16 protein-coding genes are annotated in these 18,584 nt (G+C 72.8%); 8 read left to right on the top strand and 8 right to left on the bottom strand.

The window, feature by feature from the left end:
• Positions 1 to 15 precede the first annotated feature (15 nt).
• Positions 16 to 486, bottom strand: coding sequence for a carboxymuconolactone decarboxylase family protein (locus tag ACF1G2_RS25065; protein WP_391800402.1), 471 nt, complete (start codon positions 484 to 486; stop codon positions 16 to 18).
• Between the two features lie 43 nt (positions 487 to 529).
• Here ACF1G2_RS25065 and ACF1G2_RS25060 point away from each other — a divergent pair, with 43 nt between their 5' ends.
• The 3 genes from ACF1G2_RS25060 to ACF1G2_RS25050 all read left to right on the top strand — a co-directional run bounded on the left by ACF1G2_RS25060 (position 530) and on the right by ACF1G2_RS25050 (position 2,874).
• On the top strand, positions 530 to 1,066 hold the full coding sequence (locus tag ACF1G2_RS25060) for a MarR family winged helix-turn-helix transcriptional regulator (protein ID WP_391800401.1): 537 nt from the start codon (positions 530 to 532) through the stop codon (positions 1,064 to 1,066).
• 87 nt (positions 1,067 to 1,153) lie between these two features.
• Positions 1,154 to 2,143, top strand: coding sequence for an aldo/keto reductase (locus tag ACF1G2_RS25055; protein WP_391800400.1), 990 nt, complete (start codon positions 1,154 to 1,156; stop codon positions 2,141 to 2,143).
• A 134-nt stretch (positions 2,144 to 2,277) separates the two neighbouring features.
• Entirely contained in the window at positions 2,278 to 2,874 is a 597-nt protein-coding gene (locus tag ACF1G2_RS25050) for an HD domain-containing protein (protein ID WP_391800399.1), read from the top strand.
• A 99-nt stretch (positions 2,875 to 2,973) separates the two neighbouring features.
• Here ACF1G2_RS25050 and thpR read toward each other — a convergent pair whose 3' ends face one another.
• The 3 genes from thpR to ACF1G2_RS25035 form a co-directional block, all read right to left on the bottom strand.
• Entirely contained in the window at positions 2,974 to 3,546 is a 573-nt protein-coding gene (thpR, locus tag ACF1G2_RS25045) for an RNA 2',3'-cyclic phosphodiesterase (RefSeq protein WP_391800398.1), read from the bottom strand.
• A gap of 337 nt (positions 3,547 to 3,883) precedes the next feature.
• On the bottom strand, positions 3,884 to 5,221 hold the full coding sequence (locus ACF1G2_RS25040) for an MFS transporter (RefSeq protein WP_391800397.1): 1,338 nt from the start codon (positions 5,219 to 5,221) through the stop codon (positions 3,884 to 3,886).
• 56 nt (positions 5,222 to 5,277) lie between these two features.
• A complete protein-coding gene (locus tag ACF1G2_RS25035) occupies positions 5,278 to 5,721 on the bottom strand; it encodes a MarR family winged helix-turn-helix transcriptional regulator (protein WP_391800396.1) in 444 nt (147 codons plus the stop codon).
• A 132-nt stretch (positions 5,722 to 5,853) separates the two neighbouring features.
• Here ACF1G2_RS25035 and ACF1G2_RS25030 point away from each other — a divergent pair, with 132 nt between their 5' ends.
• Positions 5,854 to 6,063, top strand: coding sequence for a ribbon-helix-helix protein, CopG family (locus tag ACF1G2_RS25030; protein ID WP_391800395.1), 210 nt, complete (start codon positions 5,854 to 5,856; stop codon positions 6,061 to 6,063).
• Here the strand turns inward: ACF1G2_RS25030 and ACF1G2_RS25025 are convergent.
• Positions 6,056 to 7,477, bottom strand: coding sequence for an NCS2 family permease (locus ACF1G2_RS25025; RefSeq protein WP_391800531.1), 1,422 nt, complete (start codon positions 7,475 to 7,477; stop codon positions 6,056 to 6,058). The genes ACF1G2_RS25030 and ACF1G2_RS25025 overlap by 8 nt on opposite strands.
• Positions 7,478 to 7,645: 168 nt before the next feature.
• On the opposite strand from ACF1G2_RS25025, the gene ACF1G2_RS25020 reads away from it, so the two are divergent.
• Positions 7,646 to 7,924: a DUF2530 domain-containing protein gene (locus ACF1G2_RS25020; RefSeq protein WP_391800394.1), complete on the top strand. Its 279-nt coding sequence runs from the start codon at positions 7,646 to 7,648 to the stop codon at positions 7,922 to 7,924.
• Positions 7,925 to 8,052: 128 nt separating this feature from the next.
• A complete protein-coding gene (locus ACF1G2_RS25015) occupies positions 8,053 to 10,461 on the top strand; it encodes an HAD-IC family P-type ATPase (protein WP_391800393.1) in 2,409 nt (802 codons plus the stop codon).
• A 50-nt stretch (positions 10,462 to 10,511) separates the two neighbouring features.
• Here the strand turns inward: ACF1G2_RS25015 and ACF1G2_RS25010 are convergent, their stop codons facing one another.
• The 3 genes from ACF1G2_RS25010 to ACF1G2_RS25000 all read right to left on the bottom strand — a co-directional run bounded on the left by ACF1G2_RS25010 (position 10,512) and on the right by ACF1G2_RS25000 (position 16,171).
• Positions 10,512 to 11,876 carry a glycosyltransferase 87 family protein gene (locus tag ACF1G2_RS25010; RefSeq protein ID WP_391800392.1) on the bottom strand — a complete coding sequence of 455 codons (1,365 nt, stop codon included), beginning with the start codon at positions 11,874 to 11,876 and terminating at the stop codon, positions 10,512 to 10,514.
• A gap of 96 nt (positions 11,877 to 11,972) precedes the next feature.
• A complete protein-coding gene (locus ACF1G2_RS25005) occupies positions 11,973 to 15,128 on the bottom strand; it encodes a sacsin N-terminal ATP-binding-like domain-containing protein (protein WP_391800391.1) in 3,156 nt (1,051 codons plus the stop codon).
• Between the two features lie 131 nt (positions 15,129 to 15,259).
• Positions 15,260 to 16,171, bottom strand: coding sequence for a DUF3027 domain-containing protein (locus ACF1G2_RS25000; RefSeq protein ID WP_391800390.1), 912 nt, complete (start codon positions 16,169 to 16,171; stop codon positions 15,260 to 15,262).
• A gap of 325 nt (positions 16,172 to 16,496) precedes the next feature.
• Here ACF1G2_RS25000 and ACF1G2_RS24995 point away from each other — a divergent pair, with 325 nt between their 5' ends.
• Both ACF1G2_RS24995 and ACF1G2_RS24990 read left to right on the top strand, forming a co-directional pair.
• Positions 16,497 to 17,861, top strand: coding sequence for an MFS transporter (locus ACF1G2_RS24995; protein ID WP_391800389.1), 1,365 nt, complete (start codon positions 16,497 to 16,499; stop codon positions 17,859 to 17,861).
• 243 nt (positions 17,862 to 18,104) lie between these two features.
• Positions 18,105 to 18,584 (top strand): DUF2771 domain-containing protein, encoded by a 480-nt coding sequence (locus ACF1G2_RS24990; protein ID WP_391800388.1) that lies wholly within the window; start codon positions 18,105 to 18,107, stop codon positions 18,582 to 18,584.

The following is an 18,584-nucleotide window of genomic DNA, read 5'->3' as shown; positions in this document are numbered from 1 at the left end:
CCGCCGAGGACCTCATCAGGCCGAGCGGGTCAGCCGGTTGGCCAGGGTCGACAGGGTGTACGCCCCGATGCCGAGGACGACCTCCAGGGCGTTCCGGCGGGTGTACCCGAACCCGAGAAAACGTTCCAGCTCCTCGTCGCTCACGGCTCCCGAAGCGGCGAGGAGCTGGTGCGTGAACTGCCGTACGGCCTCCAGGCGTTCGGGGTTCTCCGCCGGACCCAGCTTCGCGAGCTTCGCCTCGTGGATCCCGATGCACAGATGGCACTGGTTGCGGACGGCCACGGTCAGGACGACGGTCTCGCGGGAGTGCGGGTCGAGCGTCGTGGCCTCGAACATCGCGCTCAGCCGGAGGAAGCCGTCCAGCGCGTGCGGGGACTCGGCCATGCGGGCCACGGCCTGCGGGACGTGGCCCCAGGCGGCGGCGACGCGCTCCATCGGGCCGCGCGAGGCGGCGGGGGCGGTCTCTACGGTGTGATCGGTGAACAAGGCGACTCCAGGGCAGACGCGAGCAGAGAGTAGAATCGACAACATGGTTGACCAGTTCGATGCGAGAAACGTAAACCAGGTTGTCGATAACGGCAAGGGGGATTCGGACCCCGTCGCCGGCTACGAGCTGCCCCTGCTCCTCTTCGCCGGCTTCCGCACCCTCATCGACCGGCTCCACGCCGAACTCGCCCGCCAGGGTCACCCCGACCTCCGCCCCGCCCACGGCTTCGCCCTGCAGGCCATCGCGGCGGGCGGCCCGCGCGGTACGACCGCCAGCGACATCGGCCGCCACCTCGGCGTCTCCAAACAGGCCGCGGGCAAGACCGTCGACCGGCTCCTCGATCTCGGCTACGCCGAGCGCGCCGACGACCCCGCCGACGCCCGTCGCAAACTCGTCCGCCTCACCCCCCACGGCCTCGACGCCCTCGCCCGCTCGGCCGCGGTCTTCGACCGGCTCCACGCGGAATGGTCCGCGACCCTCGGCGCCGAGCGCGTACGGGACATGGAGAGCGCACTGCGCCGGGTCGTCCCCGCGGAGACCGCCTTCCGTCTCGACGCCGGCAGCTGGCTCGGCGGCTGACCCGGGCGGGCGACCCGGCCGACTCCGATGACCGCGCGCAGGAACCCCCTTGCCTGGAGCGCGCTCCAAGGCGTTGGCTTGGGGACCATGAAGTACACGCAGCTCGGACGCACGGGACTCAAGGTCAGCCGACTCGTCCTCGGCACGATGAACTTCGGCCCGCAGACCGACGAGGCCGACAGCCACGCGATCATGGACGCCGCACTGGACGCGGGCATCAACTACTTCGACACCGCCAACATCTACGGCTGGGGCGAGAACAAGGGCCGCACCGAGGAGATCATCGGCAGCTGGTTCGCCCGGGGCGGCGGCCGCCGGGAGAAGACCGTCCTCGCCACCAAGGTCTACGGCTCCATGTCCCGCGAGGGCGAGACCTGGCCCAACGAGGACAAGCTCTCCGCCCTGAACATCCGCCGCGCCGTGGACGCCTCCCTCACCCGGCTCGGTACCGACCACATCGACATCTACCAGTTCCACCACGTCGACCGGCTGACCCCCTTCGACGAGATCTGGCAGGCGATCGACGTCCTGATCCAGCAGGGCAAGATCCTCTACGCCGGCTCCTCCAACTTCCCCGGTTACAAGATCGCCCAGGCCAACGAGACCGCCGCGCGCCGCGGCGCCGTCGGCCTCGTCAGCGAGCAGTGCCTCTACAACCTCTTCGAGCGCCGCGCCGAGATGGAGGTCATCCCGGCGGCGCAGGAGTACGGACTCGGGGTCATCCCCTGGTCCCCGCTGCACGGCGGACTGCTCGGCGGCATCCTCAGGAAGCAGGTCGAGGGCGGACGGCGCGCGAGCGGCCGGGCGGCCGACAGCCTCGCCGACACGGCCGTACGCGCCAGGATCCAGGCGTACGAGGACCTGCTCGACAAGCACGGCGTCGAGCCCGGCGAGGCGGCACTCGCCTGGCTCCTCACGCGCCCCGGCGTCACGGGACCGATCGTCGGCCCGCGCACGGCGGAGCAGCTGGAGAGCGCCCTGCGGGCGGTCGAGCTGGAGCTGTCCGACGACCTGCTGGCCGGACTCGACGAGGTCTTCCCCGGCCCGGGACCGTCACCGGAGGCCTTCGCCTGGTGAACGGGCGGGGTCGGTGCGCCCCCCCGGCCGGGACACCCCGACGGGGGCATGCACGGGTACCCACCACCTGCGGGCCGCCGGCCAGGGGCCTGCACCCTCGGCCGGCGGCCCGCCCGCGGGTGATACTCGCGGACATGACACCCGACATGATCAAGACGCCCGACACCCCGGCCTGCGCCACCGCCCTGGAGGTGGCCACCGCCTACTGCTCGCCGGCGCTGCTGAACCACTCGGTCCGGGCCCATGTGTGGGCCGCCGCGTACGGCGCCGCGCAGGGCATCGACTTCGATCCCGAGCTGCTGTACGTCGCTTCGCTGCTCCACGACATCGGGCTGACGCCGGAGTTCGACAGCCACACGGTGGGCTTCGACCACGCGGGCGGCCATGTGGCGTGGGTGTTCGCCGCGGGCGCGGGGTGGCCGGCGGCCAGGCGGCAGCGGCTGGCGGACGTGATCGTCGCGCACATGGCGAACGACGTCGACGTCCAGGCGGACCCGGAGGGCTTCCTGCTGGAGCGCTCGACCAGCCTGGACATCTCCGGCCGGTACACGGACGACTTCTCCGCCGCGTTCAAGGCGGAGGTGCTGGCGCGCCACCCGCGCCTCGGGATCGCGGAGGAGTTCCTCGGCTGCTTCCGCGACCAGGCGGAGCGCAAGCCGACGAGTTCCGCGGCGGCCTCGATCCGCGCCGGCATCGCCGAGCGGGTCCTCGCGAACGCGCTCGACGCGTAGCTACTGGCCGAGCACCGACGACAGCGCGACGATCGCGAACATCAGTACGAGCACACCGGCCATGATCCGGTTTCGGGTCTTCGGGTCCACCCGACGAGGTTAACCTGCGCCGCCCAGCGGCCATGCGGCGACCGTCTCGTACCGGGGCTGCTCCCCCGGCACCCCGCCGGCCGGGAGGTTGCTGCGGACGAGGGCCAGCTCCGGTACCTGCCAGCGGGTGCCCTCGAAGGCGGCGAGCGCGTCGACGAAGGGGTGCAGGTCGAGGTCGGCGGCGCGGGAGCGGGCGACGGTGAGGTGGGCCTGGTAGCGGCGGTGCTCGTCCATCGCGACACCCGCGCGGCGCGCGGCGGCGTCGGCGCGCTCGGCGAGCAGGCGCATCTCGTCGAGGTCCCCGGCCGCCCCCGTCCACAGCACCGCCCGGCCGAAACGACCGCCGCCGTGCAGCCGCAGGCCGAACGGCGGCGTGCGGCGGGCGGCGCGGGCGAGCCGCGCGTGGAGGTCGGGGAGCAGCTCGTCGTCGACCTCGCCCATGAAGGCGAGCGTGAAGTGCCAGCCGGGCCGGGAGGTCCACCTCAGCCGCTCGGCGCCGGGCAGGTGGGCCAGGCGGTCGACGACGCCGGCGAGTTCCGTGAGCTGCTCCCGGGGAGGCAGTACGGCAGCGAAAAGCCTCATGCGGAAAGTCTCGCAGCGGCGGGTGCGCTCCGGGGACCGGCGCTGTCCGCCGCTCCGGGGCCGGCACTGTCCGCCGCTCCGGGGGCCGGCACTGTCCGCCGCTCCGGGGCCGGCACTGTCCGCCGCTGCGGGGGCCGGCGGCTGTCAGGCCGCGCCCGGGGCCGGCGCCTGTCCGCCGCCCTCGGAGGCCGCCGCCCGTCGGCCGGTCCGGCCCCCCGGGGCCGGCGCCTGTCCGCCGCTCCCGGGACCGGCGCCTGCCCGCCACTCCGGGGGCGGCGGCCGACCGGCCGCCGCGGGGGGCCGGAGCCTGGCGGGTCCGGCCCCCCGGGGGGCGCGGCTATGCCGCCGTCGCGAGCGCCTCGCGTTCCACGAACCGCACCCGCGGGTGCCCGTGGTGCCAGCCCAGGGACATCCTGAGGCCGCCGACCCGGGCCAGGACCAGGCCGATCGCGCCGGCCGCCACGAGCGAGACCAGGCCGCCGGTCGCGAAGCCCACGCGCGGTCCGTACGTGTCCGTGATCCAGCCCAGCAGCGGCGCGCCGATCGGCGTACCGCCCGCGAAGACCATCATGTAGAGGCTCATGACCCGCCCCCGCATCGCCGGGTCGGTCGCGAGCTGGACCGCCGAGTTGGCGGTGATGTTGACCGTCAGGCCGAACATGCCGATCGGCACGAGCAGCAGCGCGAAGAGCCAGAACGACGGCGAGAGCGCCGCCGCGATCTCCAGGACGCCGAAGACGACGGCAGCACCCACCAGCTTCCGCAGCCGCGTGGAGCCGCGCCGGGCGGCGAAGAGCGCGCCCGCGAGCGAGCCCGCCGCCATGAGGGTGTTCAGGAAGCCGTACGTCCCCGCGCCGACGTGGAAGATCTCCTCGGAGAAGGCCGTGAGCCAGATCGGGAAGTTGAAGCCGAAGGTGCCGACGAAGCCCACGAGGGCGATCGGCCAGATCAGCTCCGGCCGCCCGGCGACGTACCGCAGTCCCTCGCGGAGCTGGCCCTTGCCTCGCGGCGCGCGCTCCACGGGGTGGAACTCACTCGGACGCATCAGCCACAGTCCGGTGAGCGGGGCGAGGAAGAACAGGCCGTTGAGCAGGAACGACCAGCCGCTGCCGACGGTCGCGATGAGCAGGCCGGCGACGGCGGGGCCGACGAGCCGGGCGGACTGGAAGTTCGCGGAGTTCAGCGAGACGGCGTTGCGCAGCTGCTTCGGGCCGACCATCTCGGAGACGAAGGACTGCCGGGTCGGGTTGTCGACGACGGTGACCATGCCGAGCAGGAAGGCGACCAGGTAGACGTGCCAGACCTGGACGTGGCCGGAGAGCGTCAGGACGGCGAGCGCGAGTCCGCAGAGGCCGAGGGCGGCCTGGCTGATCATGAGGATGAGCCGCTTCGGGTAGCGGTCGGCGATGACACCGCCGTACAGGCCGAAGAGCAGCATCGGGAGGAACTGGAGCGCTGTGGTGATGCCGACCGCGGCGGCGGAGCCGGTGAGGCTCAGGACCAGCCAGTCCTGGGTGATGCGGGCCATCCAGGTGCCGGTGTTGGAGACGATGGCACCGGTGAAGAACAGCCGGTAGTTGCGGATGCGGAGTGAGGAGAAGGTTTCCCCCCGCCCGCGGGTGTGGGTGTCGGGTTTGTGGACGGGTGCGGAGTCTGCTCCGGGTCCCGTACTCAAAGTGCGTCGCCTCCTCGGCGTCGGGGCTGGGGGGCCGGAGGCCGTCCCCCCGAGGGTCAGAGGTGTGCGAGCTTCTCCAGGACGGGGGCGGCCGCGCGCAGCTTGGCCCAATCGTCCTCGTCCAGGCCCTCGGCGAGGGCGGCCAGCCAGGCGTTCCGCTTGCGGCGGGACTCTTCGAGCATGGTCTCGGCCCGCTCGGTCTGGCTGACGACCTTCTGCCTGCGGTCGTCGGGGTGAGGCTCCAGCCGGACCAGTCCCTTGGCTTCGAGCAGCGCCACGATGCGGGTCATCGACGGCGGCTGGACGTGCTCCTTGCGGGCCAGCTCACCGGGGGTGGCCGAGCCGCAGAGCGCCAGAGTGCCGAGGACCGACATCTCGGTCGGGCTCAGCGACTCGTCGACGCGCTGGTGCTTGAGTCGTCGGCCGAGACGCATGACGGCGGAGCGGAGCGCGTTCACGGCGGCGACGTCGTCGGCGGTGCCGTGGGACAGGTCAGGCATGTTCGTTAGCATAACTCATTAGCGGAGCTAAATACCACTCGGAATGCCCGTGCTCGAATCAGTCACCCGAACGAGTGAGAAGGATCCGAAAAGTGACGCACCGGGCCCATCCGTGCCGCGACCCTGACTGGCATGGGATCGACCGTGCTCAGCCTGCGCATCGACGGTGAGCTGTTCGACCGTCTCAAGGGACACGCCGCCAAACGCGGAATGAGCGTCCAGGACTACGTGGTCCGGACGCTCATCCGCGATGACTTCGACGAACGGTTCCAGTCGGCCGTCGACGAGACAGAGAAGTTCTACGGGCTGACGAAGCCCGATCAGGTCAGTCCGCTCACGTGAGGCCGAGGGCCGGCATCGCGTAGTAGAAGACGAAGACCGCCGACACCACGTACATGGCGACCGGCACCTCGCGGCCCCGGCCGGCGGCGAGCCGCAGCACGCTGAAGGCGATGAAGCCGATGCCGATGCCGTTGGTGATCGAGTACGTGAACGGCATCATCACCATCGCCAGGAACGCCGGCATCGCGATGGTGAAGTCACTCCAGTCGATCTCCTTGACCGACCCGGCCAGGATCAGGAAGCCGACCGCGAGCAGCGCGGGGGTCGCCGCCTGGGACGGGACCATCGTGGCGAGCGGCGTGAGGAACAGCGCCACCGAGAACAGCGCGCCGGTGACCACCGAGGCGAGTCCGGTACGGGCTCCCTCGCCGACGCCTGCCGTGGACTCCACGAAGCAGGTCGTGGCGGAGGACGAGGTGGCACCGCCGGAGGCGACGGCCAGGCCGTCCACCAGCAGGACCTTGTTGATGCCGGGGAAGTTGCCGTCCTTGTCCATCAGCTTGGCCTCGTCGCCGACGCCGAGGATGGTGCCCATCGCGTCGAAGAAGCAGGACAGCAGCACGGTGAAGACGAAGAGGACGCCGGTCAGCATCCCGACCTTCTCGAACCCGCCGAAGAGGCTCACCTCGCCGACCAGCCCGAAGTCGGGCGAGGCCACCGGGTTGCCGGGCCAGGTCGGGGTGGTCAGGCCCCAGGACGGGACGGTGGCGACCGCGTTGATCACCATCGCCACGACCGTCATGACGACGATGGAGATGAGGATGGCGCCCGGCACCTTGCGGATGATCAGCGCGAGGGTGAGCAGCGTGCCGAGGACGAAGACCAGGACCGGCCAGCCGGTGAGGTGACCGTCGCCGCCGAGCTGGAGCGGGACGGTGGTGTGCGCGGCGTCGGGGATACGGGAGACGAAGCCCGAGTCGACGAGGCCGATGAGCATGATGAAGAGGCCGATGCCGATCGCGATGCCCTTGCGCAGGCCGACCGGGACCGCGTTCATCACGCGCTCGCGCAGACCGGTGGCGACGAGCAGCATCACGACGAGGCCCGCGAGGACGACCATGCCCATCGCGTCCGGCCAGGACATCCGCGGCGCGAGCTGGAGGGCGACGACCGTGTTGACGCCGAGGCCGGCCGCGAGGGCGATCGGCACGTTGCCGATGACACCCATGAGGAGCGTGGAGAAGGCCGCGGTGAGCACGGTCGCGGTGACCAGCTGGCCGCCGTCGAGCTGGTGCCCGTACATGTCCTTGGCACTGCCGAGGATGATCGGGTTCAGCACGATGATGTAGGCCATCGCGAAGAAGGTGGCGAAACCGCCGCGGACCTCGCGGGCGACCGTGGAGCCGCGCTCGGAGATCTTGAAGAAGCGGTCGACGCCGGAGACGGGAGTGCCGTTCTCCGGGGCGGGGGGCATGGCCTTGGCGGTGGCCGTGGTGGTCATGGGGGTTCCTCGCGGGTGGCTGATTCGGCGGTTCATACGAAGGAAACCCGCCTCAGGCAAACCGTTTCAGTATGAACACATGAACGAAGGAGCGTCCATCTCCGCGCGTAGACCCCTTTTGTCGCCGCCTAGACTGACCGCATGGCGAAGTGGACCCCCAAGCACGAGGCACCCGAGCCCCTGGAGGGGCCCGTCGTCGCCACCATCACCGGCGGCACGATCCTCTGGTTCGTCCTCTTCCTCGTCCAGGTCCCGTTCTACGGCTGGTTCGACGACCGCGACCTGACCTGGTGGGTGTGGACGTGCCTGGCCGGGGCCGGCCTCGGCCTGATCGGCATCTGGTACGTACGGAAGCGCGACGCGGCCATCAAGAGGGACGCGGCGCGCAGGGCCGCCGAGGGCGCCGCCCCCACCCCGTAGGACGGCAGGACACCGCACACGACCGCCGGACACCCCGTAGTACCCCGGGAGGATTCCGGTCCTCCCGCGGTCTGATGTCCACGCCTCTCGGCGGGTGAACGGTCCGTTCCGGTCGTACCGTCGAGAACATGACTCAGCGGGCGAAGATCGACTCGGGCGGCAGCGGGAACGCGGCGGACGAGCCCCCCGTCGTCCACAGCGTCACCGGCCTGACCTCCGCCGAGGTCGCCGAACGCGTCGCCCGGGGCGAGGTCAACGACGTCCCCGTCCGCAGCTCCCGCTCCACCGTCGACATCGTCCGCGGCAACGTCTTCACCCGCTTCAACGCGATCATCGGCGTCCTCTGGGTGATCATGCTCCTCGTCGCGCCGATCCAGGACAGCCTCTTCGGCTTCGTGATCATCGCCAACACCGGCATCGGCATCATCCAGGAGCTCCGCGCCAAGAAGACCCTCGACGGGCTCGCCGTCATCGGCGAGGCGAAACCCACCGTCCGCCGCGACGGGGCCGCCGCCGAGGTCTCCACCTCCGAGATCGTCCTCGGGGACCTGATCGAACTCGGCCCCGGCGACAAGGTCGTCGTCGACGGCGAGGTGGCGGAGGCCGAGAGCCTGGAGGTCGACGAGTCGCTGCTCACCGGCGAGGCCGACCCGGTCGTGAAGAAGCCCGGCGACCGGATGATGTCGGGCTCCTTCGTGGTCGCGGGCGGCGGCGCGTTCACCGCCACCAAGGTCGGGCGCGAGGCGTACGCCGCCCAGCTCGCCGAGGAGGCCTCGCGCTTCACCCTCGTCCACTCCGAGCTGCGCTCCGGCATCTCCACGATCCTCAAGTACGTGACGTGGATGATGGTCCCGACCGCGATCGGCCTCGTCATCAGCCAGCTCGTCGTCAAGGACACCAACTTCAAGGACTCCATCGCCCGGACCGTCGGCGGCATCGTCCCGATGATCCCCGAGGGTCTCGTCCTCCTCACCTCCGTCGCCTTCGCGATCGGGGTGATCCGCCTCGGCCGCAAACAGTGCCTCGTGCAGGAACTGCCGGCCATCGAGGGCCTCGCCCGCGTCGACGTCGTCTGCCTCGACAAGACGGGCACGCTGACCGAGGGCGGCATGGACGTCACCGAGCTGCGGCCCCTGAACGGCACCGACGAGTCGTACGTACGGAAGGTCCTCGGCGCCCTCGGCGAGTCCGACCCGCGCCCCAACGCCTCGCTCCAGGCCATCATCGACGCCTACCCCGACTCCGAGGAGTGGCGCTGCACCGAGTCGCTGCCCTTCTCCTCCGCCCGCAAGTACAGCGGCGCGGCCTTCAGCGAGGGCGACGGGGACGCCTCCTCCTGGCTGCTCGGGGCGCCCGACGTGCTGCTGAAGGCCGACGACCCCACGCTCGCCGAGATCGACCACCTCAACGAGCGGGGGCTGCGTGTCCTGCTCCTCTCCCGCACCACGCGCGAGCTCGACTCCCCCGACGTCGCCCATGACGCGCGCCCCGCGGCCCTCGTCGTCCTCGAACAGCGGCTGCGGCCCGACGCCGCCGACACGCTCGCCTACTTCGCCGACCAGAACGTCGCCGCCAAGGTCATCTCCGGCGACAACGCGGTGTCGGTCGGCGCGGTGGCGGGCAAGCTCGGCCTGCCAGGCGCCGAGAACACCGTCGACGCCCGTCAGCTGCCGGCCGAGCCGTCCGCGATGGCCGACGAACTCGACCGCAACGCCGTCTTCGGCCGGGTCACCCCGCGGCAGAAGCGGGACATGGTCGGCGCGCTCCAGTCCCACGGCCACACGGTCGCCATGACGGGCGACGGCGTGAACGACGTCCTCGCGCTCAAGGACGCCGACATCGGCGTCTCCATGGGCTCCGGCTCGGAGGCGACCCGCGCGGTCGCCCAGATCGTCCTCCTGAACAACTCCTTCGCGACCCTCCCGTCGGTGGTGGCCGAGGGCCGCCGGGTCATCGGCAACATCACCCGGGTCGCGACGCTCTTCCTGACGAAGACGGTCTACTCCGTCCTCCTGGCGATCCTGGTGGTCTGCTCCCAGGTCGAGTACCCCTTCCTGCCCCGGCACCTGACCCTGCTGTCCACCCTCACCATCGGCGTCCCCGCGTTCTTCCTCGCGCTCGCCCCCAACAAGGAGCGCGCGAAGCCGAACTTCGTGCAAAGGGTGATGCGGTACGCGATCCCGGGCGGGATCGTCGCGGCGGCGGCCACCTTCACGACGTACCTCGTGGCCCGCTCGTACTACAGCGGCCCGGGCGCCCTGGACGCCGAGACGAGCGCCGCCACCCTGACCCTCTTCCTGGTCTCCATGTGGGTCCTGGCGATCGTCGCCCGCCCCTACACCTGGTGGCGCATCGCCCTGGTCGCGGCCATGGGCGGCGCCTTCCTCCTGGTCCTGGTCGTGCCCTGGCTCCAGGAGTTCTTCGCCCTGAAGCTGGTCGGCGTGACGATGCCCTGGACGGCGGTGGCGATCGCGGCGGCCGGTGGGGGCCTGCTGGAGCTGGTCTGGCGCTGGGTGGACCGGCGGTTCCCGGCCTGAGACGTCCGGGGGCTCGCCCTGAGGGCCCCGGCGCGCGAAGGGCCTGACGCCTAGAGGGTGTCCTGCTTTCCGGCCGTCGCCCTCCACAGGTGGTGGCAGGAGACCAGGGTCGCCGCGAGCAGGAGGCTGTTGCGGACGACCATCAGGGTGTTGCCCAGGGTCGTGCCCAGCATGACCTCCTGGTAGTACGTGGGGAAGACGAGCGCCGTCACCGCGGTCGCGGCGAGCAGCAGCCAGGCCACCGGGCGCTGCGTGGTGTGCCGGGAGGTGAGGCAGACCGCCGCCAGGCCCAGGAGCCAGACCATGTACTGCGGGCTGATCACCCGGCTGGTGACCGTGAACAGCAGGACCGCGGTGAGCGCCGCGTCGAACGGTGTCGCCTCGGTCCACCGTGAGGCCCGGCCCCGCCAGAGCATGAGCCAGCCGAAGGCGGCGGCGGTCGCCATCAGCGAGAGCTGCGTCACGGTCGCCACGTGCGCGCCGACGAACTCGATGGCGCCGTAGCGGACCTCGATCCCGATCGGCATCCCCGAGGCCCGCATCAGGGACAGCGCCGTGCCGCCCATCGACTCGATCTGCACGCCACGGGCGCCCTGTTGCAGGAGGAAGTCGAAACTGTGCCGGAAGACGAGGGCCAGGAAGGCCAGCAGTGCCACGGCGGTCAGGGCCGCGGACCGCCACGCCTCCCGGCTGGTCCGGCCGCGCTCGGTGCCCACCAGGGTGAGCAGCGGCCACACCTTGACCAGGGCGCCGAGCGCGGCGAACGCCCCGCCGAGGCGTGGATGGCGGCGCCCGGCGAGCAGTGCGAGGACGGCGAGAGCCGTCACCTGGATGTCGAACCTGCCGTGCGGGAGGTTCAGGAGCAGGGCGAGGCCGGCGGTCCACAGCCAGGCGCCCGCGAGCCGGCGGCCCGGGCGGGCCAGGGCCAGCGTGACCACGGCGTCGGCGGCGAGCGTGAGCACGAGGAACGCCGCGAAGTAGTCGAGGAAGGGCAGCAGCGACGGGAAGAGGAACAGCAGCCCGGCGCCCGGCGGGTACTGCCAGGTGACGTCGCCGACCGGGTAGGAACCGTCGGTCAGCCGCTCCGACCACAGCGGGTAGAGGTACTCCACCTCGGCCGAGACGTTGCTGACGCCGATGTCGTCCTGGACCAGCAGGCAGACCATGACGATCCGGGTCAGGACCCAGACCGTCCAGATCGCCGCGAGCGACTTCCGGGTGGACCAGGAGGCGGCCCACACCTCCCCGAGCCCGGCCGCCCGGGCGGGGCGGGGGACGTCCGGGCCGGCGGGGGCGTGGCCAGAGGCGGCGGGTTCGGCGGGGGCGGGGTCAGAGGTGGCCCGGTCGGCGGTGGCCCGGTGCGGGTGCTCCTCGGGAGAGCCGCCGCCCAGCAGGCCGGCCTTCTGCTGCGTCATGGCTCGGGAATGTAGGCCGGTACGCCGCCGCTCCCCGTGAACGCACCGCCCGCGCCCGCCGACGTCCCCCCGTCGGGCGGGCGCTCACAGGGCCAGTCAGTCGAACCACCTGTCGCGGGCCAGTTCCGCCGTACGCGACGGGTCCTCCAGGAGCGCCGCGACCTCGAAGCGGCGCGGCCACTGGCCCGCCGCCCAGGCGAGACCGGCCGCGACGCCCTCCAGGGTCGCGGCGTGGATCGTGCCGTCCGGGGTCTGGCGCCAGTCCAGTTCGACGCCCGCGGCGCGGAGCTCCTCGTGCTCGATGTACGACTCCGGGGTGGCCGGACCGAGGAGTGCGTGGACCGAGGGCGGGACGTCGTGCTCCTCGCCCACCGTGGTCACCTCGGCCTCGACGGACTCGCTCAGCCGCCGCACCTGGAACAGCTCCGCCAGGTCCGCCGCCCGCGCCGGGGCCACCGGCAGCAGGGGAAGCCCGCCCGCGAGCGGGAGGAGGTCGGGGGCGTCCGCGACCAGGGCCTCGGAGGCGTCGACGACCACGAGTTCGCCGTCCACGACCGCGCGAAGGTCGTCCGGGAGGGTGACCTGCTCGGGGTCCAGGTCGGCCAGCGCCGTGTACAGGGCGTGCAGTTGGGCGCCGGAGACCGTACGGTCCGGGTCGGCGAGCCGGCCGAGCAGTTCGGCCGCGCCGCCCGGCTCGTCGAGGAGCGCGGGGACGGAGGTCCGCACACCGAGCGCCCGCAGGACCTGCTCGTCCTCGAAGCCGGTCGCGTCGGCGGAGTCGTACAGGCCGATGAGGAGGGGGTCCGTGCCCGCGGCCCGCAGGCCCGCAGGCCGGCGGCCGTCGAGGACGGGGTGGTCGCGCAGCCACCAGGCCGTGTACGACCGTACGGTCTCGGTCGTGCCGTCCGGCATCAGGACCCGTACGGGCTGGGTGAGCGCGTCCCGCAGCGGCGGCCGCGCGAGCAGGGCGAGCGCCTGCGGCCAGGCGTCGTCGTCGACCAGGTCCAGGTCCCGTACGGCGACGATCTCGGTCGCGACCGGCGGCACGGGAGCCTCCGGCAGCCGGTCGAGGACGTCCTCGCACCAGACGTCGACCGCGTCGAGCAGTCCGGCGTCGTCGGTCTCGGCGAAGTCCCCCTCGCGGGGCTCCAGTTCGTCGGGGTCGAGGACGAGGTCGGTGGCCCGGACAAGGGCGAAGCCGGCGAGCACCCCGCAGGCGGCGAGCGGCTGCTCGCCCCAGCGGTCGGCCAGTTCGGCGTCGCAGAGGGCGAGTTCGTCCTCGCGCATCACGGCGGCGAAGGCGCTGCCGGGCAGGACCAGTTCACCGGCGGGCGCGAGCTCCCCGTCCTCGTCCGGGAGGGCGAGCGCGCCGAGCCAGGGCTCGTCGCCCGGCTCCAGCTCCGCGTCCCGGACCAGCGCGAGGACCGTCTCGGCCAGCTCGTCGGCGTCCAGGGTGTCGGCGTCCTCGTCCCAGATCTCGCCCGCGTCGAGGGAGGCTGCGACCGCCGCCCTGACCTGAGGAGTCGTCAGGACCGCGCGGGGCGTGGCCGGGAGCGCACCCAGCTTCTCCAGGATCGGGTGGGCGGCGTCCGGGTGGGCGACCTTGAGGCCGAGCCGGGTCAGGTCGGCGGGGGTGCCGTCCTGGGGAAGGAGTACGTGCCGGGGGCCGATGGTGGTGCGGATCCTGGCGTCCTCGGGCGCGTCGGCCGGGGCGGCCAGCGGCACCGGGAGGCCGGTCAGCCGGTCCGGGTCCACACCCGCGAGGGAGTCGTACAGCCGCCACCACCACGACGGCGGGCGGTCGACGCCGGCGAGACGGTCGATCGCCTCGGTCAGCGGGACCCGACCGATGCCGAGCGTGCGCAGCTCCGCCCGCCGTTCGAGCCCGGCGGGCAGCAGGGTCGGGAAGACCTCCGCCAGGACGGCGACGGTGTCGCGGCCCGCGCCCTCCACGACCTCGGCCTCCACCGGCCGCAGCGCGGGCACCTCCTCCGAGGGCGCCTCGGGCGCCAGGAACGCGACGCGCGGCAGCCGCTGGAGGATCGCCGCGCGGACCGCCCCGTCCAGGGCGCCCTTGCCGAGCGGTCCGGGCACCAGGTCGATCGTCGCGGACGTCACCGGCTCCCAGTCGGCGAGGAGTTCGGCGTACGCGTCCGCCGCGCGCTCGACGAGGAAGTCGGTGAGCGGCCCGGGGGCCGGGTGGCGGCGGGCGGTGTCCAGCGGGAAGGAGGCGATCAGCAGGGCGGGCACGCCGAGCGGCTCGTCGGTGGGGGTGGGGGCGTGGACGACGGGGGCGGTACGGGGGTGCAGCGGGGCGCCCTGGGCGTCCACGGGCACGGCCCAGGTCACCGACCAGAACGGGCGCAGCCGCTCCTCGACCGGCCGGTCCTTCAGGAGTGCGGCGTCGAGGGGGCCGCCGTGGCCTACGGTCCGCCAGCGGTGGGTCTCGCGGGTGGCGGAGTCCTCGATGTGGACGTACGACTCGTGCTCGGCGCGGGTGAGGACCCGTACGCCCTCCGCGGTCTCGACGACGACCTCGGCGAGGCCGGGCAGCGTGAGCAGCAGGGCGTCGTCGACGGAGGCGAGGAGCCGCTCGGCGAGGTCGACGGCGGCGGAGTCCCGCAGCGGAAGGACGACGACGGTGTCGTAGCCGTCGGGCGCCGTGCCCTCGGCGGGCAGCGGGAGGCGCAGGAGCGGTACGTGGCCGTCGCGGCGGCGCAGCTCGTCCCCGAGGCCGGGGCTGTGCCGGGCGGCCCCGGCGGCCAGCTCACGGGCCTCGGCGAGCGACCAGCGGACGCCGCCGTGGCGGCCGAGGACGGCGGGCTCGTCGGAGACGGCGAGGACGGCGGCGAACCCGACGCCGAACCGGCCGACGGCTCCGCGGTCGTGCTCGCGCTTGGCTGAGGCGCGGAGGGTGGAGAGCGACTCGACGCCGGTCGCGTCGAGCGGGGCGCCTGTGTTGGCCGCGGCGAGGAGCGCGGGGGCGTCGGGCCCTGCGGGGTGCAGGGTGAGCCGGAGCCGCCCGGTGACGCCGGCGCGGTGGGCGGCGTCGGCGGCGTTCTGGGCGAGTTCGACGACGAGGCGGTCGCGGTAGCCGCCGAGGGCGAGGTCCTCCTCGGCGTTGGCGTCCTCCCGGAACCGGGCGGGCCCGGCGCCCCAGGCATCGAGCACGCCTCTCCGCAGCCTGGCGGTGCCGAAGGGGTCGGCTCCGTCGGTCGACGTCCTGACGCTGACGCTCACGTCTGACTCCACTCTGCGGGCGGGTGTGTACCGGTGCCCGAAGGTACCGCGCGCGGGGACGACCCAGCGCGCCGCTCCCCGTCTGCACGGCCGTCCCGCCGCCCCGTCCCGGCACCCCGGGCCCGGGTGGACCGCCGTGCGCGTTACGAGTGGCCCAGGTCTTCCGAGGTGCCGTCCGGCTCCGTCGTCGAGCCCGAGTCCTTCGCCGGACGGAGCGGGAACGCGTCCGCGCCCATCGAGTCCAGCACCGGCGGCGCCGGACGCGGCGGCTTCGGCATGACCGCCGCCTCCGAGTGCCCGCCGCAGCCGTACGCGAGCGAGACGACCCGCCCGTCGGCCGGCGAGAACTCGTTCGCGCAGACGCCGAACGCCTGCTTCAGGGAGCCCGCCAGCGGCACCAGGAACGCGCAGGACTCGCAGGACGCGGGCGCCGCCTGTGCCATCGGGGTCTTCGCCCCGAACGACTCGTCCCAGCGGTCCGCCGCCACGTGCAGCCCGTACCGCGACAGCACCCGCGCCCGGCGCATGCCGAGCTCCTCCGCCACGGCGGCGATCGCGCCCCGGGACGGCGTACGGGAGACGATCTCGGCGTCCTCCGCGTCGAGGTGGTCCGCCATCTCCTCCGAGACCACGGAATTCGGCGGCGGCGTGTCCTCGCCCGTGTACCCCGGCTCCAGCCTGAGGTCGTCCTGCTCCGTCGGCAGCAGGTCACCCGGGCCCATGTCGCCCGGCCGCAGCCGCTCGCTCCACGGCACCCACTCGGGGGCCAGCAGGGCGTCCGAGCCGGGCAGCAGGACGGTTTCGTCGAGGGTGACGTTCTTGGCCCGGGAGGCGCGGGTGACCGTCACGGCCCAGCGCCAGCCGCGGTAGCCCGGCTCCTTGCACTCGAAGAAGTGCGTGACGACCCGGTCACCCTCGGCGACGGCCTCCACATGGGCCCCGACGATGCCGGGTGCGGCAGCCTCCTCGGCGGCCGTCCGCGCCAGGTCTACCGCCTCGGCGCACAGGCGGTCAGGGGTACGCGGGGTACGGCTTCGCGTCGTCGCAGCACTCACAGGTCTCGCTTCTCTCCTACGCCGTCTCACGGGTGCGCCGGCCGAGGAGCGGGAGCGAAAGCCCCGGGCGGCGGGCGGAGCGGACCAGGGGGCCGCATCGACGTCCGCGCCCGACATGTCTCGCGTCTCTCGGGCACACCTATCGTCATCCATTCTGCGGGATGCCGAAGAGGCGCGCGGCCGAGATCTTCCGCCGGTGGCGCGCTACGCACGCTACCCCCTCCGCCGCCCGCCGCCCACCTGCCCGCCCCAAGTGGCCCGGATCGTGGACCGCCTCCCGCCGTGGCACGGTTCACAAGTCCTGGCCGTGGGGCACTATGACGGAGTGGCAGCCGCACGGTCGTCCGCACGATCCGACGATCATGCCGGGCCGCTCAGCCGAGCGGGCCGGAAGGTCGGGCGCGCCCTGCACTGGCCGGTCACGGGCACGGCCAAGGGCATCCGCAGGGCGACGCACGCCCATGGCGCGGGCGAGTCGGGCCTGGGCAAGCTGATCGAGCTCCATGCCGTGAACGGCGCCGGAGACGTCATGATCACGGTCGCGCTCGCGTCCACGGTCTTCTTCTCGGTGCCCACGGACGAGGCTCGCGGCCGGGTCGCGCTCTACCTGGCGATCACCATGCTCCCGTTCACCCTGCTGGCCCCGGTGATCGGCCCGCTCCTCGACCGCCTGCCGCACGGGCGGCGCGCGGCGATGGCCGGGGCGATGCTGACCCGCGCGGTCCTCGCGATCACCATGTCCGGAGCGGTGGCGACCGGCGGCATCCAGCTCTATCCGGCGGCGCTCGGCGTGCTCGTCGCGTCGAAGGCGTACGGCGTGGTGCGCAGCGCCGTCGTGCCGCGGCTCCTGCCGCACGGCTTCTCGCTGGTCAAGGCGAACTCACGGGTCACCCTCGCGGGTCTCCTGGCGACCGGGATCGCGGCGCCGATCGGCGCCGGGCTCCAGCAGATCGGGCCGCAGTACCCGCTGTACGGGGCGTGCGCGCTGTTCCTGCTGGGCGCGTACTGGGCGTTCCGCATGCCGCACAAGGTCGACTCGGCGAAGGGCGAACGGCGGGCGCACCTGCTCACGCACGGCGAGAAGAAACCGAGCCTGCGGACGGTGGGGCCCTCGGTGCTGCACGGGCTGCAGGCGAACGCGGCGCAGCGGATGCTGTCCGGGTTCCTGATCTTCTACCTGGCGTTCCTGCTGCGCGAGCATCCGCTGTCGGGGCAGAGCGCGGCGGTGTCGCTCGCGATGGTGGCGGTGGCGGCGGGCGTGGGGAACGCGTGCGGGACGGGCGTCGGCTCGCTCCTGAAGGAGCGCGGCCACGCGCCGGAGGTGATCATCGCCGTGATGATCACGACGGTGTGCGGAGTGGCGATCCTCGCGGCGGCGTTCTTCAGCGGGGCGATGGTGGCCGTGCTGGGCGCGGTCGCGGGTCTGACGCAGGCGCTGTCGAAGCTGTCGCTCGACGCGCTGATCCAGCGGGACGTGCCGGAGGTGGTGCGCACGTCCGCGTTCGCCCGTTCGGAGACCCTGCTCCAGATGGCCTGGGTGGTGGGCGGGGCGATCGGCATCTCGCTGCCGCTGAGCGGCCCGGTCGGCATGTCGGTGGCGGCCGGCTTCCTGGGCCTGGGCGCGCTCCTCTCGGTCCGCGGCCTCCTGACGGCCGCCCGCAAACCCCTGCCGTCCCAGCACCCCGAGTGACCGGCCCGGCGTGCCGGCCGGCTCCCGGGGCGGGCGCCGGGATGTGCGGCACGCCCGGCCGTTGCCGCTTCCGCGCCGCCACACCGGGGGGAACGACCCGCGTGCCGGCCGGCCCCCGGGGCGGGCCCCGGGATGTGCGGCACGCCCGGCCGTTGCCGCTTCCGCGCCGCCACACCGGGGGGAAAACGCGGCGCGCCGCACCCCCGCGTGGCGGAGTTCGACACGCCCGATAGCCTTCGGGCCATGACCGTTGCGTTCTTCACCGGCTCGCGCCGCCGGGCCGCCGTCGCCCTCGGGGCCGTCTCCGCCGGCCTCCTCGTACTCTCCGCCTGCGACAAGCCGACTCCGCTCGCGACCCTGACGGTCGGGACCGACTCGGTGCACTCTGAGGCCGCCTGCTACAACGACGGCGACGCCATCAAGGAGTCGCAGATCCAGCAGTGCCTCAACAAGAAGGCCGAGAAGTCCATCACGGTCGCCGCGGACGACAAGATCCGCTTCGGCGTCGACCCGTCGATCGCCGAGAACGGCTGGACCATCTTCCTCGGCGGCCAGAACGCCGAGCCCGAGCCGTACCACAAGACGTACCGGACCATCCCGGCCAGCGCGTTCTTCTCCTCCCAGACCGGCGAGGCGACCAACGAGACCCAGGTCACGATCGTCGAGAACGACGGCAAGAAGCTGACCGGCGTCTGGCACTTCCTGCTGAAGAAGGAATCCTGA

This window comes from Streptomyces sp. NPDC013457 (assembly GCF_043089925.1).
GTDB lineage: Bacteria > Actinomycetota > Actinomycetes > Streptomycetales > Streptomycetaceae > Streptomyces.
The sequence above is the reverse complement of the archived record's forward strand: the minus strand, read 5'-3'. Positions and strand labels throughout refer to the sequence as shown.

Excerpts from the sequence above, each read along its gene's own strand:
- ACF1G2_RS25060 (WP_391800401.1), top strand. The coding sequence starts at position 530 with ATGGTTGACCAGTTCGATGCGAGAAACGTAAACCAGGTTGTCGATAAC.
- ACF1G2_RS25055 (WP_391800400.1), top strand. The coding sequence starts at position 1,154 with ATGAAGTACACGCAGCTCGGACGCACGGGACTCAAGGTCAGCCGACTC.
- ACF1G2_RS25050 (WP_391800399.1), top strand. The coding sequence starts at position 2,278 with ATGACACCCGACATGATCAAGACGCCCGACACCCCGGCCTGCGCCACC.
- thpR (WP_391800398.1), bottom strand. The coding sequence starts at position 3,546 with ATGAGGCTTTTCGCTGCCGTACTGCCTCCCCGGGAGCAGCTCACGGAA.
- ACF1G2_RS25035 (WP_391800396.1), bottom strand. The coding sequence starts at position 5,721 with ATGCCTGACCTGTCCCACGGCACCGCCGACGACGTCGCCGCCGTGAAC.
- ACF1G2_RS25030 (WP_391800395.1), top strand. The coding sequence starts at position 5,854 with ATGGGATCGACCGTGCTCAGCCTGCGCATCGACGGTGAGCTGTTCGAC.
- ACF1G2_RS25025 (WP_391800531.1), bottom strand. The coding sequence starts at position 7,477 with ATGCCCCCCGCCCCGGAGAACGGCACTCCCGTCTCCGGCGTCGACCGC.
- ACF1G2_RS25020 (WP_391800394.1), top strand. The coding sequence starts at position 7,646 with ATGGCGAAGTGGACCCCCAAGCACGAGGCACCCGAGCCCCTGGAGGGG.
- ACF1G2_RS25015 (WP_391800393.1), top strand. The coding sequence starts at position 8,053 with ATGACTCAGCGGGCGAAGATCGACTCGGGCGGCAGCGGGAACGCGGCG.
- ACF1G2_RS25010 (WP_391800392.1), bottom strand. The coding sequence starts at position 11,876 with ATGACGCAGCAGAAGGCCGGCCTGCTGGGCGGCGGCTCTCCCGAGGAG.
- ACF1G2_RS24990 (WP_391800388.1), top strand. The coding sequence starts at position 18,105 with ATGACCGTTGCGTTCTTCACCGGCTCGCGCCGCCGGGCCGCCGTCGCC.